At 57.8% G+C, this 15,821-nt stretch carries 18 protein-coding genes and 2 pseudogenes; 15 read left to right on the top strand and 5 right to left on the bottom strand.

Translation table 11 applies throughout. The annotated features are described in order from the left end of the window. Window positions 1-81: 81 nt before the first annotated feature. A complete protein-coding gene (gene trxA / locus ACYQ0Z_RS09770) occupies window positions 82-405 on the bottom strand; it encodes a thioredoxin (protein WP_459867365.1) in 324 nt (107 codons plus the stop codon). Window positions 406-632: 227 nt separating this feature from the next. On the opposite strand from trxA, the gene ACYQ0Z_RS09765 reads away from it, so the two are divergent. Beyond that, window positions 633-1,409, top strand: a complete 777-nt coding sequence (locus ACYQ0Z_RS09765; protein WP_459867362.1) for a sulfite exporter TauE/SafE family protein — start codon at window positions 633-635, stop codon at window positions 1,407-1,409. A gap of 24 nt (window positions 1,410-1,433) precedes the next feature. Continuing rightward, the gene (locus tag ACYQ0Z_RS09760; protein ID WP_459867359.1) at window positions 1,434-2,042 is read left to right on the top strand and encodes a class I SAM-dependent methyltransferase; all 609 of its coding nucleotides are present in this window, start codon (window positions 1,434-1,436) and stop codon (window positions 2,040-2,042) included. Between the two features lie 74 nt (window positions 2,043-2,116). On the opposite strand, the gene ACYQ0Z_RS09755 is transcribed toward ACYQ0Z_RS09760, so the two are convergent. Both ACYQ0Z_RS09755 and ACYQ0Z_RS09750 read right to left on the bottom strand, forming a co-directional pair. After that, window positions 2,117-2,731, bottom strand: a complete 615-nt coding sequence (locus tag ACYQ0Z_RS09755; protein ID WP_459868875.1) for a glycosyl hydrolase family 18 protein — start codon at window positions 2,729-2,731, stop codon at window positions 2,117-2,119. A gap of 35 nt (window positions 2,732-2,766) precedes the next feature. Then, entirely contained in the window at window positions 2,767-3,360 is a 594-nt protein-coding gene (locus ACYQ0Z_RS09750; RefSeq protein WP_459867356.1) for a LysM peptidoglycan-binding domain-containing protein, read from the bottom strand. A gap of 202 nt (window positions 3,361-3,562) precedes the next feature. Here ACYQ0Z_RS09750 and ACYQ0Z_RS09745 point away from each other — a divergent pair, with 202 nt between their 5' ends. The 8 genes and pseudogenes from ACYQ0Z_RS09745 to ACYQ0Z_RS09710 all read left to right on the top strand — a co-directional run. Continuing rightward, window positions 3,563-3,883 carry a rhodanese-like domain-containing protein gene (locus tag ACYQ0Z_RS09745; RefSeq protein WP_459867353.1) on the top strand — a complete coding sequence of 107 codons (321 nt, stop codon included), beginning with the start codon at window positions 3,563-3,565 and terminating at the stop codon, window positions 3,881-3,883. A gap of 33 nt (window positions 3,884-3,916) precedes the next feature. Beyond that, complete coding sequence (locus tag ACYQ0Z_RS09740) at window positions 3,917-4,489, top strand: sulfurtransferase TusA family protein (RefSeq protein WP_459867350.1); 573 nt, start codon at window positions 3,917-3,919, stop codon at window positions 4,487-4,489. 63 nt (window positions 4,490-4,552) lie between these two features. Continuing rightward, window positions 4,553-4,957 (top strand): DsrE/DsrF/DrsH-like family protein, encoded by a 405-nt coding sequence (locus ACYQ0Z_RS09735; RefSeq protein ID WP_459867347.1) that lies wholly within the window; start codon window positions 4,553-4,555, stop codon window positions 4,955-4,957. Between the two features lie 30 nt (window positions 4,958-4,987). Further along, entirely contained in the window at window positions 4,988-6,139 is a 1,152-nt protein-coding gene (locus tag ACYQ0Z_RS09730; protein ID WP_459867344.1) for an MBL fold metallo-hydrolase, read from the top strand. A gap of 57 nt (window positions 6,140-6,196) precedes the next feature. Then, window positions 6,197-6,421 carry a sulfurtransferase TusA family protein gene (locus ACYQ0Z_RS09725; RefSeq protein WP_459867341.1) on the top strand — a complete coding sequence of 75 codons (225 nt, stop codon included), beginning with the start codon at window positions 6,197-6,199 and terminating at the stop codon, window positions 6,419-6,421. Window positions 6,422-6,624: 203 nt separating this feature from the next. After that, window positions 6,625-7,098 carry a DsrE/DsrF/DrsH-like family protein gene (locus tag ACYQ0Z_RS09720; RefSeq protein ID WP_459867338.1) on the top strand — a complete coding sequence of 158 codons (474 nt, stop codon included), beginning with the start codon at window positions 6,625-6,627 and terminating at the stop codon, window positions 7,096-7,098. Window positions 7,099-7,214: 116 nt separating this feature from the next. Then, window positions 7,215-7,451, top strand: coding sequence for a metal-sensitive transcriptional regulator (locus tag ACYQ0Z_RS09715; RefSeq protein ID WP_459868872.1), 237 nt, complete (start codon window positions 7,215-7,217; stop codon window positions 7,449-7,451). A 120-nt stretch (window positions 7,452-7,571) separates the two neighbouring features. Further along, window positions 7,572-8,912: pseudogene (locus ACYQ0Z_RS09710) on the top strand (IS1182 family transposase); the annotation flags it as partial. 165 nt (window positions 8,913-9,077) lie between these two features. Here the strand turns inward: ACYQ0Z_RS09710 and ACYQ0Z_RS09705 are convergent. Next, entirely contained in the window at window positions 9,078-9,557 is a 480-nt protein-coding gene (locus ACYQ0Z_RS09705; RefSeq protein WP_459868869.1) for a DUF1885 family protein, read from the bottom strand. Between the two features lie 402 nt (window positions 9,558-9,959). Here ACYQ0Z_RS09705 and ACYQ0Z_RS09700 point away from each other — a divergent pair, with 402 nt between their 5' ends. Both ACYQ0Z_RS09700 and ACYQ0Z_RS09695 read left to right on the top strand, forming a co-directional pair. Next, window positions 9,960-10,256, top strand: a complete 297-nt coding sequence (locus ACYQ0Z_RS09700; RefSeq protein ID WP_459867335.1) for a DUF3055 domain-containing protein — start codon at window positions 9,960-9,962, stop codon at window positions 10,254-10,256. 139 nt (window positions 10,257-10,395) lie between these two features. Further along, the gene (locus tag ACYQ0Z_RS09695; protein ID WP_459867332.1) at window positions 10,396-10,524 is read left to right on the top strand and encodes a GapA-binding peptide SR1P; all 129 of its coding nucleotides are present in this window, start codon (window positions 10,396-10,398) and stop codon (window positions 10,522-10,524) included. A 152-nt stretch (window positions 10,525-10,676) separates the two neighbouring features. Here ACYQ0Z_RS09695 and ACYQ0Z_RS09690 read toward each other — a convergent pair whose 3' ends face one another. Continuing rightward, complete coding sequence (locus ACYQ0Z_RS09690) at window positions 10,677-12,149, bottom strand: aminotransferase class I/II-fold pyridoxal phosphate-dependent enzyme (protein WP_459867329.1); 1,473 nt, start codon at window positions 12,147-12,149, stop codon at window positions 10,677-10,679. 143 nt (window positions 12,150-12,292) lie between these two features. Here ACYQ0Z_RS09690 and ACYQ0Z_RS09685 point away from each other — a divergent pair. The 3 genes and pseudogenes from ACYQ0Z_RS09685 to ACYQ0Z_RS09675 form a co-directional block, all read left to right on the top strand. Further along, window positions 12,293-12,865 (top strand): annotated as a pseudogene (locus ACYQ0Z_RS09685) (NAD(P)H-dependent flavin oxidoreductase); the annotation flags it as partial. Window positions 12,866-13,105: 240 nt separating this feature from the next. Then, a complete protein-coding gene (locus ACYQ0Z_RS09680) occupies window positions 13,106-14,392 on the top strand; it encodes an IS110 family RNA-guided transposase (protein WP_459867326.1) in 1,287 nt (428 codons plus the stop codon). A gap of 391 nt (window positions 14,393-14,783) precedes the next feature. Further along, a complete protein-coding gene (locus ACYQ0Z_RS09675; RefSeq protein ID WP_459867323.1) occupies window positions 14,784-15,770 on the top strand; it encodes a tyrosine-type recombinase/integrase in 987 nt (328 codons plus the stop codon). Window positions 15,771-15,821 lie beyond the last annotated feature (51 nt).

Here is a 15,821-nt window from a genome sequence, read left to right as displayed (position 1 = left end):
GCTTATCGCGGCGTGTCCCGGCCTTTTGGTTTCCCTGACCGGTACTCGTGGGCTTCCCGGGCGTCGACGCGGGATATGAATTTACGATTCCAGGTACGATTCCACCCACGATTTCAGCAGGTCCTTCGGCTTGTAGCCGACGCTGGTGCCCAGTTCAATCCCGCCCCGGAACAGCTTCAAGGTGGGCACGCTCATGACGCCAAAGCGGCTTGCCGTGTAGGGGTTCTCGTCGATGTTCAACTTGGCGATGGTGACACGGTCGCCCAGCTCCTGCGCCAGCTCGTCCAGCACGGGAGCCAGCATGCGGCACGGCCCGCACCACGGGGCCCAGAAATCGACGAGAACGGGCTTGGCTTGGCGGATCGTTTGGTCAAAGTTCCGATCGGTTACGGTGACCACGGACATGGAAGAAACCTCCTTTTGGTTTTATACCCCTAGGGGTATATTAACGCAGGTGTGGAGAAAAGGCAAGCATACAACGAGAAGGCCACCGCAAAAAATCAACGAGAAGGCCACCGCAAAAAATAACGACGGAGGCGAACAGGCGGCCAATCCGGGTTGAATGCGTTTGATCCGCGCGTTAAAGTACATATACGGGTATAGGTAAAATCCGAAGCGAAGAGGTGACGTTCATGTCGTGGGCGGAAGCGTTGACGCTGTTCGCCATCGGGTTCGTCGGTTCCTTTATCAGCGGGATGGTGGGAATCGGCGGTTCGATCATCAAATACCCCATGTTGCTGTATATTCCCCCGCTTCTCGGAGTCGCGTCCTACTCGGCGCAGGAGGTGGCCGCCGTCAGCGCCGTCCAGGTGCTCTTTGCCACGTTGGCCGGCGTATGGGCGTATCGCAAAGACCGGTACATTCACCCCAAGTTGGTTGCCTACATGGGGACGGCGATCATTTTCGGCAGCTTTCTCGGCGGCTTTGGTTCCAAGTTTTTGGACAATGCGACGATCAACTTCGTCTACGCCGTTCTGGCGGCGATTGCGGCGGTGATGATGTTCATTCCGCGTCCGGAACGTGAAGCACGTTACGAAGAGGTGACGTTTTCCAAGCCCATTGCCGCCCTGTCCGCCTTTGTCGTAGGACTGCTGTCGGGCATCGTCGGGGCGGCCGGCGCGTTCATCCTGATCCCGATCATGCTGGTGGTCCTCAACATTCCCACCCGCGTGGCGATCGCCTCGTCGATGGCCATCACGTTCATCTCCTCCATTGGCGCGACGGTGGGAAAGGTGCTGACAGGCCATCTGCTCTTCTGGCCCGCGGTGATCATGGTGATCGCCAGCATGCTGGCTTCGCCCCTTGGCGTGCGTGTGGCCAAGCGCGTGAAGGCGAAGATTCTCAAAGGCATTTTGGCCGCGTTGATCTTGGCCACCGCCCTCAAAATCTGGGTGGACATTCTCTTCTAAATCTAATGTTGAGGGGGAGAGAGGATGGCCAACCGCGCGTTTTGGGAAAGCCGGTTTGCACAGGAAGCCTACGTTTATGGAACGGAGCCCAACGCTTTTGTGCGGCAGGTGGCACCGCACCTGCCGAAGGGGCGTTCGCTGGCTGTGGCGGATGGAGAAGGGCGAAACGCCGTTTACTTGGCCCAGTTGGGGCATGAGGTGACCATGTGGGATTACGCACAGGCGGGCCTCGAGAAGTGCCGACGGCTTGCGGAGGCGCGCGGGGTGCGGGTGGTGACGGAGTGGGTCGACGTGACGAAGGCCACCTGGCCGAAGGCACGTTTTGATGTGGTGGTTTGCACCTATTTGCACCTCCCCGCGCCGCAGCGCCAAGCGGTCCTCAGCCACATAGCTTCCGCGGTCAAGCCGGGAGGTCACGTGGTGATGGAGGTCTTTTCGCTGCACCAGCTCCGGTACGGCACCGGGGGGCCGGAAGATCCGGCGCTGTTGTACCACCCGGCAGAGTTCTGGTTTGCCTTTTCGGCGTGGCGGGTTCGGCACTGGTTCTGGGGCGAGGTCGAGCGGAAGGAAGGGCAGCACCACAACGGCCTGTGCCATGTCATCCAATGCTGGCTACAGCGCCCGGAACATTGACCAAAACAGCGTCTCGCCCTGCGGGAAGAACAGGTTCATCTGCCAGCCTCCCACGCCCGCCCATTTGTGCCGTTTCACCAGGGCAAACTTGGAGGCCAGGCTGCGGGCGTCCTCAAACCACACTTCGTGCCGTTCCCCGTTTGTTGTGTAACGGTAATATGGGTGCGCGAATGGGGGTCGAACCGAATCGTCGCCCTGCGGTCAATGGCTTGTTCCAGGGCTTTTTGTTGGGAAAGCGCCCGTCCTTTGCCGGTCGACACGTTCCAGTCGTACCCGTACATGGGAATCCCCGGATACAGCTTTTTGGGCGAAATGACCGTTGACGCGTATGACATTGTGGCCTTGACCTGGGCGTGCGGCGCAACAGGTCCAGGGCCGGTAAAGGGCGGGATGTGCCAATCGTAGGCCATCACGAACACGCAGTCGGCGTACTTCCCAATTGCGGCGTAATCGTAGCCGCCGGCGTGGACGGGGGTATTGGGGCCTTGCTTGGGGGGCACCGAGACGGCGATCTCCATTCCCGAAGGGTGCAATTTCGCGTGGAGCTCGCGCAGGAACTGCGTGTACAACGCGCGGTCTTGTGGTTTGAGCCTCTCGATGTCCAGCATGACGCCGGGGAAGCGGTTGGCCTTGAGCAGATGCCAAATGCTTTCGACGAGGATGTGCCGTTTCGCCGGATCGGCGAGAATGCGTCACATGTGCGCGGCGTCAAACCCATTGGCCGTCAAATTGGTGATGACGGGGTAGGGCAGTTGCCCCTGCTTCCGCACGAGAGCAGTTGCGGGCCCAAAGGCGCGCACGGCAAGGGTGCCGTTTTCGTGATGCGCACGTCAAACAGCCCGACGCGGCGAACCGTTGATCGGTAGCGGGCCATTAGGGCGCGGTCTTTTGCCGCGTTTCCCGTAGGGACGTAAAACAGCCCGGCATCGATCGGGATTCGCGCATCTTGCGGGATGCGCAGACGTGTCCCAGGGGTAAGGATCGAGTCGCTGCACAAGCCATTGGCCCGGCGCAGCGCGCCTGTGGTGGTGCCGTGACGCACGGCCAGTTCCCAGAGCGTGTCGCCGGCGCGCACGGTAAGGGGCGAACGCGGCACGATTAGCGCTTGCCCCGGTACAATGTCGGGGCGGGTAAGGCCGTTAAGCTGCATGAGGCGTTGCCAGGTGGTGCCATGGCAGTTGGCGATGGCCGAAAGGGTGTCGCCCGGCTGCACCACGTCGATGGCCCAGCTGCCGGTTTTCGGGACGGCGGACGCGGGGGTGGCGAAGGCGACGAGCAGGGACACAACCAAAAGAACGCGCCATCGACGTCGAAGCATAGACGTTGAGCCCTCCTTTTTATCGTCGGGGCGTGGTTTTGTCAACCTGTTTCTAGTGTGGAATGAGGGTTCCCATCGCTTTCCCGGAATGTTTCGGCAGGTTCCGGCACAGACTACAGCGTGGAGATGTTTCGTTCTCCCCTCTTGACAAATTGCCGGCGTCTCCCCATACTGAAAGTAGAGTATATACCCATACGGGTATATGGATAAAGAAAGAGGGGTAAACCTCATAACCACTGCGGTTCGCGACATCACACCGCGCGAAGCCAGAACGTTGCTGGCGCGCGAGCAGGACCGCTTCGGCGTGCTCGATGTGCGCAAAGTGGAGGAATGGTCCAAAGGGCACATTCCGGGGGCGACGCACATCCCGCTGGAAGAGCTGCCGTTGCGGGTGAGCGAACTGGATCCCCAGCGCGAGTGGATCGTGGTCTGCCGCAGCGGCAACCGCAGCGCCAAAGCGTGCGCGTTTTTGGCCGAGCGCGGCTTTCGCGTCCGCAACCTGCAAGGCGGCATGTTGGCGTAGAAGGAAACCGAAGGGGAAAGGGGGAGCGGCGTGATGCCCATTCGGGTGGACAAAACCATCCATTGCGAGGGGCTTTCCTGCCCGATGCCGGTGGTGCGAACCAAGAAGGCCATCGAAGAGATCACTCCGGGACAGGTGCTGGAGGTGGTGGCCACTGACCGCGGATCCCTCGCCGACCTCAAAGGCTGGGCCCAACGGGTGGGCCATCACTACCTGGGAGTGAAGGAAGTAGACGGGAAGTACCACCATTACATCCGCCGGGCCTCGGCAGAGGAAGAAAAGCCGGAAACGCGCTTTCCGCACACCGCGTCCAACGAGGAGCTGGCGCAAAAACTGGCGGCGGGCGAGGCCGTGAAGGTCCTCGACGTTCGTGAGCCGGCCGAGTACGCCTTTGGCCACATTCCTGGCGCGATCAACATTCCGCTCGGCGAGCTGGAGAAGAGGCTGGCCGAACTGGATCCCAACGAGACCTACTACGTCATCTGCCGCACCGGGAACCGCAGCGACTTGGCCTGCCAACTCCTTGCCGAAAAGGGGTTTACCCGCGTGAAAAACGTGCTTCCGGGCATGTCCAAGTGGGAAGGCCCCGTGGAAACCCGCGTGTAAGGCAAGACCCACACCGATTCTCCATCATCACATCATCTCATCGTTTGAGGGAGGAGGATTCCTATGGCGGACAAGAAAAAGCGCGTGGCCATCATCGCGTCGACGGGCGGGCTCGAGACGGCCTACAAAGTGCTGAACATCGCCACGGCGGCGGCAGCCCTTGACGCGGAGGTGGGCGTGTTCTTCACCTTCGACGGGCTCTCCATCATCCACAAGGACGCCGCGTCCATGCTGCAACTGGGGCCCGGCAAGGAGCACTTGAAAGAAAACTTCGCCAAAGCCGGCGTGCCGACCATCCCCGAGCTCCTCAACATGGCCAAGGAGTCCGGCGTCAAGCTGATCGCCTGCCAGATGACGATGGACGTCATGGGGCTCGACCGTTCCCACTTCATCGACGGCGTCGACGTGGGCGGCGCGGCGACGTTCCTCGACTTCGCCTTTGACGCCGACGTGACGCTGAACTTTTAAATTCCGCATTCGGGAGCAGGAGGGATCGCCATGGGCAACGTGCCTTCGATTACGTCCAAGGAATTGCATGAGAAGATTGCTTCCGGTCAGCCCGTCTTCATCCTCGACGTGCGCAACGAGGACGAATACGCGAACTGGAAGATTGAGGGGAAACATGTGACCTCGATCAACGTCCCGTACTTCGCCTTCATCGAAGAAGATGCGTCCGTTTGGGAGGCCATTCCCAAAGACGTCAAGGACATCGTTGTCGTCTGCGCCAAGGGCGGCGCGTCGGAGTATGTCGCCGAGCAGCTCCGCGCGCGGGGGTACAACGCCGTGAACCTCGAGGGCGGCATGCTGGCGTGGAGTCAGTTCTATCACCCCGAGTTGGTCGTCGTTGACGAGAACTTGAAGTTGTATCAGGTCAATCGCCTGGCTAAAGGGTGTCTGTCCTACGTGCTGATCTCCGAGGGAGAGGCGCTGGTTGTCGATCCGAACCGCCATATTGACGTCTACATGGAGCTTGCCCGAAGGGATGGGGCGATGATCCGGCACATTGTCGACACCCACGTGCACGCCGACCACATCTCTGGCGGTCCCGAATTGGCCCGGCGCACCGGGGCGACCTACTACGTGCCCTCAAGCGACGTGCAGGATGGCACGATCACCTTTGAGCCGCTGGAAAATCATCCGCAGATTCGCATGGGCAAGGTGGTCGTGGAGGTGCTGGCCATCCCCACGCCGGGGCACACGCCGGGGTCGACGTCGCTCCTGGTGAACAAGAAGTACCTTCTGTCCGGCGACACCATCTTCGTCGGCGGCCTCGGGCGGCCCGATTTGGGCGGCAAGGCCAAGGAATGGGCGCAGATGCTCTACGACACGGTGTTCAAAACGATCGCCAACCTGCCGGATGACGTCTACGTGCTTCCGGCCCACTACGCCGACGTGCAAGAGATCAACGACCGCGGCATCGTTGGCGCACTGCTGGGCGACATTCGCCGCAGCAACGAGATCATGCGGACACAGGATCGCGAGACCTTCACCGAAACCGTAGCCGCCTCGGCCCAAGCCGAGAAGCCGCCGAACTTTGAGACGATCATCGAAATCAACCGCGGCCTCAAGGCGGTTACACCCGATGAAGCCAACGAGTTGGAACTCGGTCCCAACCGCTGCGCCGTTCATCACAGCACGCCAAACGCTTAAAAAACGGTGTAGCATATCTCGAAATGGCGCGAAGTGGCAAAAGGGAGGTGGTTCTTCATGGCCGATTTGGTGGTCGATGCCCGTGGGCTGTCATGTCCTATGCCGATTGTCAAGGCGAAAAAAGGAATTGATTCCCTGCAGCCCGGGCAAGTGATGGAGCTGATCACCACCGACAAGGGATCGGTGAACGACGTACAGGCCTGGGCGAAACAGGCCGGGCACGAAGTCCTGTCGGTGGAGGAGCGGAACGGCGAATACCGGTTCCGGATCCAAAAAGGTTGAAGAGAAGGCTAAGGGTTTCAAGCAACAGGGGGGGCGGGGGTATGCACTCGCCCCCTGTCTTTCGTTCCACGAGGAATCCAGATACCCGCATCGAACGCTCACAACGCGCGGGTCGGAGAAGCGGCAGGCGCGTATCCGGTTGCCGTCATGGCGAAGCCGAAACCTGTTCTTGTTCCAGAAATCCTGAAGCGGGAGGGAGAACCGTGGCCGACAAAACGACGATCATCGTGTTCAGCGGTGATCTCGACAAAGCGATGGCCAGCTTCATCATCGCCAACGGGGCGGCGGCCATGGGCAGCGAGGTGACGATGTTCTTTACCTTTTGGGGGCTGAACATCCTGCGCAAAGAGAACGCCGCTCCCGGAAAAAAGCCCTGGATGGAGCGGCTGTTCGGCGCCATGATGCCGAAGGGACCGGAACGCTTGGGGTTGTCCAAGCTAAACATGGGGGGACTGGGAGCCAAGATGATGAAATGGGCCATGCGTCGCAAAAACGTGTCCACGCTGCCCCAGCTGATTGAGATGGCGCGGGAGCAAGGGGTGAAATTGGTGGCCTGCACCATGTCGATGGACGTGCTCGGCATTCGACCCGAGGAGCTGATCGACGGCGTCGACTTTGGCGGCGTGGCGGCATACTTGGGCGAAGCCTACGACGCCAAGCTAAACCTGTTCATTTGAGGAGAAGGGCAGAGGATCCTTGAAGGGTTCGTTCGTGTTGCGGTAGGATAAGGGCAGCCGGATGGCGAAGGGGGTGATCCGCCGTGCCCACGATCCTTTACGACGACAAGTTGAAGATGCGGCTCAAACGAGTGGAGGGGCAAATCCGTGGTGTCCTGCGCATGATGGAGGAAGAGGCCACCTGCAAGGACGTCGTCACCCAGCTTACCGCTGCCCGCACGGCACTCGACAAGGCCATCGCCTACCTTGTGGCGACAAACATGGAGCGGTGCATCCTTGAGGAGTTCTCGCGGGGCGGCGATTCGCGCAAGGTGGTGCAGGAAGCGATCGAATTGCTCATCAAGAGCCGCTAAAACCAAAACAGCAAGTCACACGGACTTGCTGTCAGCGTGTAGACAAAGTACCGGGAGGTACAAGGTCTACACGCTTTTTTGTCGAATAGAGTTCTTATCCCATCATGCAGAGGTGGCCACATGCTGAGAAAACAATCGGCCGAAGGCCGTTACCAGCTTACCGTTGTTTCGTTGGACGAATTGGTTCCTCAGGATCACCTGGTCCGCAAAATCGAAAACGCCATCGACTTCTCGTTTATCTACGAGCTAGTGGAAGATCGTTACTGCCCAGACAACGGAAGACCCAGCATCGATCCCGTTGTCCTCATCAAAATGGTGCTCATCCAGTATCTGTTCGGCATCCGTTCCATGCGGCAAACCATCAAAGAAATCGAAACCAATCTCGCCTACCGGTGGTTTCTGGGATACGATCTCACCCAGCCCATCCCCCATTTCACGACGTTTGGAAAAAACTATGTCCGCCGATTCAAGGGTACCGACCTCTTTGAAAGGATCTTCACGCGCATTCTCGAAGAAGCCTGCCATCATGGGCTGGTCGACCCTTCCGTGTTGTATATCGATTCCACCCATGTCAAAGCCAACGCCAACAAGAGGAAATATCTCAAGCGGCTTGTCCAGGAAGAAGGCAAGAAATATCAAGAACTTCTCGAAGAGGAAATCAACCAGGACCGCGTAGCGCACGGGAAAAAGCCGTTGCCAAAAAAGTCTAAAGCCGTCTGGAAGGAGGTGAAGCAAAGCACCACCGATCCAGACAGCGGCTGGTTTGTCAAAAACGAAAAGGAACAGACGTTCGCTTACTCCTTCCATGCAGCCAGCGACCAAAACGGCTTTGTCGTCAGTGCCGTCGTCACGGCCGCCAACGTTCATGACAGTCAGGTCTTCACAGATGTGTTCGAGCAAGCCGTCAAGCACGTCGGAAAACCCGGCGCTGTCGCGGTGGATGCAGGGTATAAAACGCCTTATATCTGCAAGTACCTCTTGGACCAACAGGTCCGTCCGGTCATGCCGTATACTCGTCCCCACACAAAAGACGGAAGGTATCGAAAGCAGGATTACGTGTACGATGAGTACTACGATTGCTATCTTTGTCCTGCCGGACAAGTGCTCACCTACGAAACCACGACCCGTGAGGGTTACCGAATCTACCGTTCCGATGCCACGACCTGTCGATCTTGTCCATTCCGCTCCCAGTGCACAGAAAGTCACGATGCGGTTAAACGCGTGAGCCGCCATATCTGGGCCCATTACATGGAGGAAGTGGAGCACCTGCGCCATACAGAAGTGAATAAACGCCTATATGCACGCCGAAAGGAAACGATCGAGCGTGTATTTGCGGATCTCAAGGAGAAGCATGGCTTGCGTTGGACCACGTTGCGAGGATTGGAAAAAGTGACAATGCAGGCGATGCTTGTTTTTGCTTGTATGAATTTAAAAAAGCTGGCGAATTGGTTATGGAGGTTAGGAAAAACAGGGCGCCATGCCCTTCATTTCGGTATCCTTTTTGTTCTCAGACGACAAGAAAACTCCCTCGGCTGCGTTGGCACCGAGGGAGTTTGTCTGCAGTCTGACAGCAAGTCACACGGACTTGCTGTTTTTTTACGCCCTCTCTGTTTCCAACTTGCGCGGTTATCCTTTGCGCGGATTGTAGTACATGACGCGCCCGTTGAACAGGTGCAGTTCCGCCTGCAACGTCTTGGCCAAATATTTGCAAAACTCGTTGGCCTTGGCTTTGTCGCCGTGGGTGCTGACGTCGGGCAGGTGCACGGCAATGTAGGCGCGCTGGCGCGTTTCCGTGACGGTGTCCGTTTCCCCGTCTGCTCCTTCCTTTGGCTGTTCGATGGTCACCGTGTACGGTTCGGTCCCCACACCGATGACAATGGCGCGGTAACCCGGCTGTTTCCCGCGCAACAGAAACCATTTCCCTTCCGCTTCCGGTCGCGTTTCGATGGTATAGGGAAACGCGTGCTCCTGGTAGTTCCACCCGAGCTGCTGGCCCGTCTTGGTTGTCTGCTCGATGTACCGCTCGAGCAGCGCCTTCACCTCTTCGAGGGTGATCGCCTGCTGGGTCGAGCCTTCCACCAGTTTGATGGTTGCCGTTTCGCCCAACGGTGTTCACTCCTACTCCCGTAGTGGGGAATGTGTTCGCCCTCATCTTACCATTTTGCCGCCTCCTTTACAATGGACCGGGGGCGACTCGGGGAAGCAGGCGAAACCCGTGCGACCGGATGGGTTGGGGATAGACGGTAAAGGTGACGGACCGGCTCCGGCCGTTGGGCAAGATGGCGTCGACGGTTTCGGAAAAGGAAACGACCTGCCGGGTTTGCCCCTTTCCCTTGTATGGTGACCCTGGCTATGGTAAAATACTATCTACTTCTTCCGTTCTTTCTAGTCGTCACTCGTCCGTCCATTTTTTATACCGCGTGTGGGAAACGGTTGCAACGATCGCGGAACAACAGGTACACTGCCTTATTTACTAAAAATTAGAAATTGTTGAAGGAGGCGGGGCCGATGGAGCAGTTTGAACGGTTGTACGATGAAATGGAAAACGTGCATGTCCGGTTTATCGGGTTTACCACCGAACACACCCGCTACGATTTTGGCATCCTGTTTACGCGCAAGTTTTTTGGCAAGCCGCTGGTCATCTGCATGCAAACGGGACGCGCCACGACCCTCTGTGCGGACGAGGCGGCCAACGTCGATTACATCCAGCAGCATTTTGCCATCCAGCATCGCGAGGACGCCGAATTTCTCTCCCACTTCTTCCAAAAGATACTCCCCTCTGTTCCCCTGGAATCGGAGTACTGATCCGTTTCCTCGCCCGTGACCTGGCTCATGGGCGATTTTTTCTTGACAACATTAGCATAGCACGATTACGATAAAAATGTGACACAATTTGTTGATTATGCGCTTTGGTGTGAACGATACGGGCGAGGAGGTCCAATTGATGGGGACGATTGTGTGTCAATGTTGCGATCGGGTTATCGCGCATGTTGACGACGAAAAGGTGAACGTTCTCTTCGGCGTTTGTGCGGCCTGCGTGGAGGAAGAGCAGGAGGAGACGCCGAGCCTCTGACGTGTGCGAGCCTGCCATACTGTTTCCATACACTCCACATGGTTCCCTCTTCCACCGGAAGGGGGAACTTTTTTGTTGCCGGTTTGACCATCAAAAAAGACCCGGATCGATCCGGGTCGGATGCGTCGGCAGAACCCAAGGGCAACGGATGCCTACCGAATGGCGCGATGTGTTTTGATCACCTTGACGGTTTGGATGGTGGGGTCTTCGGGCCCCTTTACGGGCAGCCCCACGGCCAGGTTTTCGCGGATGTAGGCCAGGTTTTCTTCGGTGAGGATTTCGCCGGGCATGACAATGGGAATGCCCGGGGGGTAGACCATGATAAATTCGGCCATGATGCGGCCCACCGCTTCGTCGAGCGGTACCGTTTCCGTTTCGGCGTAAAAGGCGTCGCGCGGCGAGAGGGCGAGCACCGGGATCTTCGGCAGCACCACGCGAACCTCGCGGGCAGTCCTTTTTGAATAGAAGGTCTGCGACAGATCGCGGATCGCCGCCACCAGCGCGTTGACGGTCTCTTCACTATCGCCGGCGGTGATGAAACAGAGCACGTTGTACAGGTCGCTCAGCTCGACCTCGATGTTGTGCACCTCGCGAAGCCATTTTTCCGCCTCGTACCCCGTGATGCCCAGCTCACGCACGTGGATGGTCAGCTTGGTGGGATCGTAATCGTAGATGGCTTCCTCGCCGATCCGCTCGTCGCCGAAGCAGTAAATGCCGGGAATTTGGTTGAGGGCCTCGCGGGCCCGCCGCGCCAGGCGCAGCGCTTTCTCGTTCATTTCCCGGCCGTGGAGGGCCAGCTGCTTGCGGGCCGCGTCGAGGGAAGCGAGGAGAATGTACGAGGTGGAGGTCGTCGTCAGCATGCTCATGATCGTTTGCACGCGCTGCGGGTTGACCCGCCCTTCCCGCACGTTGAGAATGGAGCTTTGCGTCAGCGATCCGCCCAGCTTGTGCAGGCTGGTGGCCGCCATGTCGGCGCCCGCCTCCATGGCCGACATGGGAAGCTCCTCGTGGAAGTGGATATGGGCCCCGTGGGCTTCGTCCACCAGTACGGGAACGCCGTAACTGTGGGCGACCTTGACAATTTCGCGCAGGTTGGCCGCCACGCCGAAGTAGGTGGGGTTGATCACCAATACCGCCTTGGCATCGGGATGCTGCTCGAGGGCGCGCTGCACCGAGGCGGTGGTGATGCCATGGGCGATGCCCAGCGTCTCGTCCATTACCGGGTGAATGAACACCGGTGTGGCCCCGGCGAGGATTAGGGCGGTGATGACCGATTTGTGGACGTTGCGCGGGACAATGATCTTGTCTCCCGGCTCGACGACGGACATCACCATGGCCATGATGGCACCGCTTGTCCCCTGCACGGAGAAAAAGGTGTGGTCGGCCCCAAAGGCCTCGGCCGCCAGCTCCTGCGCTTCCTTGATGATGCCATGCGGGTTGTGCAGATCGTCGAGCGGAGCAATGTTGATGAGGTCAATCGACAGGGCGTTTTCCCCGATGAAGTCCCGAAATTCGGGGTTCATCCCTGCGCCGCGCTTGTGTCCTGGAATGTGAAACTGCAGCGGTTTGCGCTTGGCGTGCTCCAACAGACCCGTGAATAGCGGCGTACGCGCCTGCCGATTCATGGCTCTCTCCTCGCTTTATTAAAAATCAAGGTAGAGTATAACAGATTCCCCCCCGTTTGCAAGAGGAATTTGTGACAATCGCATGGTAAAATAACCAACGAGTAGGCAAACGATTTCGAATGGTCTGAAGGGAGGAACGCGATGTGAAGACGCGCGTGACGGAACTGTTGGGGATTCGTTACCCGATTGTACAGGGCGGGCTGGCCTACTTGGCCTACGCCGAGCTGGCGGCGGCCGTCTCGAACGCCGGTGGGGTGGGACAGATCACGGCCATGACCATCGGGGATCCCGAAGCGTTGCGCGAGGAGATTCGCAAGGTACGCCGGCTGACCGACAAGCCTTTCGGCGTCAACTTTGCCATCGGTCAGCACGGCCGGCCGTATGAAGATCTGCTGCAGGTTGCCATTGAGGAGCGGGTGCCCGTCATCTCCGTCACCGGCGGCAATCCGACGCCCCTGGTGGAAACCATCAAGCCCCATGGCATCAAGGTGTTGGTGCTCGTTTCCTCGGTGCGGCAGGCCAAGAAGTGCGAAGAGATCGGGGTTGACGCGGTAATGGCCGTGGGGCAGGAGGGTGGCGGTCATCTCGGGCGCGACGACGTGGGGACAATGGTGCTCATCCCTCGCGTGGTGGACGCGGTGTCCATTCCCGTGCTCGCCAGTGGCGGAATCGGCGACGGGCGGGGGCTCGTGGCGGCGCTGGCCTTCAAAACCGAGGTTAATATTTTGATATTCTGAAATGTCAATCGATGTGGTTTCCAACCGAAAACACGTGCGGTCTCCCGAACATTTTATCGGAGTACGAGGGGGTTACTTTATACCGAGACCGTACGTGTCTTTTAAGGAGCATTCCTGTAATGAAACAAACGGGGGTTTGAACAAAACGAAAACCTCCTGATATCGTGGTGGTGTCAGAAGAAGCACCCACCACCACGAAAATCAGGAGGTAGTACCCCTATGATAGCACAAAATCGCAAGCTTGCCACCATTCACGATTCCACGCTCATCGTAGCCGTTGACATCGCGTCCCAGAAACACGTGGCACGTGCGATTAACTGGCGTGGGCACATCCTTGGCGAACCGTTGATCTTTGACAACCGACTTGAGGGGTTTGAGGGGTTCTTAAAGTGGATCCGCCAGCTGCAGGCGAAACACGGGCTTTCAGAGGTCGTGGTCGGCATGGAGCCGACCGGTCATTACTGGCTGAACCTTGCCGCTTATTTGCGTGCTTGCGATGTCCCGGTCGTCCTTGTCAACCCCTTCCATGTCAAGCAAACCAAAGAGTTTGTAGAGAACTCGCCGACCAAAAACGATCGCAAGGACGCCTTGGTCATTGGCAAGCTTATCAAAGACGGGCATTTCGTCATTCCCACATGGCCGCAAGGCGATTTCGCCGAGCTGCGCGGCCTTGTCCATCTCCGCTACCAGCTCATGAAGAACCTTCAGCGCCTGCACGCGCGCATCCGCCGCTGGTTGGACCAGTACTTCCCGGAGTTCCTCGATGTGTTCCCGGACTGGGAAAGCAAAACGGCCCTCGTGTCGCTTCGTCTCTTCCCGCTTCCGCAAGATGTGTGTGCGTATACGCCCGAAGAGCTGGTTCGCCTGTGGCGAGAACACGGGGTACAGCGGGCCGTGGGACTTTCGCGCGCTCGTTCCTTGCGCGCAAGCGCCGAGCGTTCCATCGGTCTGACCCAAGGCCTGCATGCCGCGCGCCTTTCGCTTCGCTGCTGGCTGCAGGAATACGACCTCCTGCGCCAGCAGCTTGAGGAGATTGAGCAGGCAATCGCAGAGCTCCTCAAGCGCATTCCCGGGGCTATGGAAATGCTGAGCATTCCCGGCGTCAGCGAAATGACGGTGGCGGGGTTTCTGGCCGAGACGGGTGACTTGCGCCAATACCGCGACTGGCGGCAAATTCGCAAGCTAGCAGGGCTGAACATCGTCGAAAACCGTTCCGGGAAACACGTAGGCAAAACGCGCATTTCCAAGCGCGGACGTGCGCGCCTGCGCGCGCTTCTGTACCGTTGTGTCTTCGTGCTGGTGGCCAAAAATGCGGAGTTCCGGGCCTTGCACCGCTATTACACGAAGGAACGCCCAAACCCGCTGAAACCCAAACAATCTCTCGTTGCGTTGTGCTGCCGGTTGATTCGCCTGCTCTATGTTCTGGGGACGCGCAAGATCCGCTACGATGCCAGCCGAATGCCCAAACCTCCGCAATCCATTGCGACGGTAGGTCTCGTCGCCTAGGGTCAGGAATGCTCCTGATGGTGTGACGAACGCCTTGATCCGTTCTCGCTCATTCGTGCACGCAGAGAGCCGGTATTTCAATCCATTCGGGCTGAGACCCTGCCTAGGAGCAAACGTGGCCTCCTCCCTCGACAGGTTGGACGAAGGAATGTGGTGGGCACAAGACTCCGTGAGATATGGGAGGGTAGCTGCGAGGGAAAACAGGGGAGGCCTAGGAACGGCCTAATAAATGGAAGTTCGTTGATCTTTTCCCTCAACAGCACCCCCTCAAACCAATATTCAACTTATAATCAACAAATAGGAAATAATTCTGATTTCGCCGAGGGAGTAAACGTGCGAATGGGTGAGCAAAACGAAGAAAATAGCTTTTTGCTTGAGGGAGGGGTTTACTATGAGAAAATACGTCAGAAATTTCGGTCAAATTGGTGTTAGCTCCTACCAAGTGCGTCATCACTTCGTCAAGGGAAAGTTGCCGATGGAAAAAGCAATGAGCCTCTTCCTGTCGCACAAGGATGCCGAAGGATTAAACGAAAGCACGATGCAGATGTACCGGGAGCACTTCCGTTACCTTCTGTATTACTTCAACCCGGAAATATCGGTTTCCGATCTGACCAGTGACGCGGTTCTGGGATACGTAAGATGGATGAAAGACGAAAAGAGGCTGTCCCCCGTAACCATCAATATCCGAATCCGCACCCTTCGGACCTTCCTGCGATGGCTGGAACGGGAGGGATATCTCAGCGAACCCCTTCACGAAAGGCTGACAAAGATTCGGGAACCCGATACGGAAATCGATGTACTGACCCCAAGGGAGATAAGGAAGCTTCTTTCCGTTATCGACACGAATCGTTACGTAGGTTTCCGGGATTATGTGATGATCTGCATCCTCCTGGATACGATGGTAAGAATCAGCGAACTGTTGAAGATGAAACGGTCAAACGTGCGAGGTGGATCGATCCGGTTAGATGCTCAGGACACGAAGGTAAAGCGTGGTCGAACCGTCCCCGTTTCCGATAAAACGGAAAAGCTTCTTCTGGAATACATCGCTGAAACCAATGATTTTGGCCGGAATGAGCTCTTTCTTAACTACGACGGCACCCCGGTCAAAGCCAATACCTGGAGAAAGCGGTTACAGGAATATGCACGGAACGCCGGATTGGAGCATAAGCGAATCCGGCCGCACCTATTCCGACACACCGGAGCGGTTCTCTACCTCCTGAATGGTGGTGATCCGTTTTCCCTCCGGTTAATCCTTGGCCACTCCGACATGTCGATGGTTAAACGATACATCAACATGACCGAAGTGGACGTTAAACGCCAACATTCCGCTTTCAGTCCTCTACGGGATATTCGGGATCAAGTCCAAATTTCTGTGTAAAATTGCCCCTCGGCTCGAACGGGCTTATCCCAAGAAATTACATACGGTCGG

This window comes from Calditerricola yamamurae (assembly GCF_054654135.1).
The sequence above is the reverse complement of the archived record's forward strand: the minus strand, read 5'-3'. Positions and strand labels throughout refer to the sequence as shown.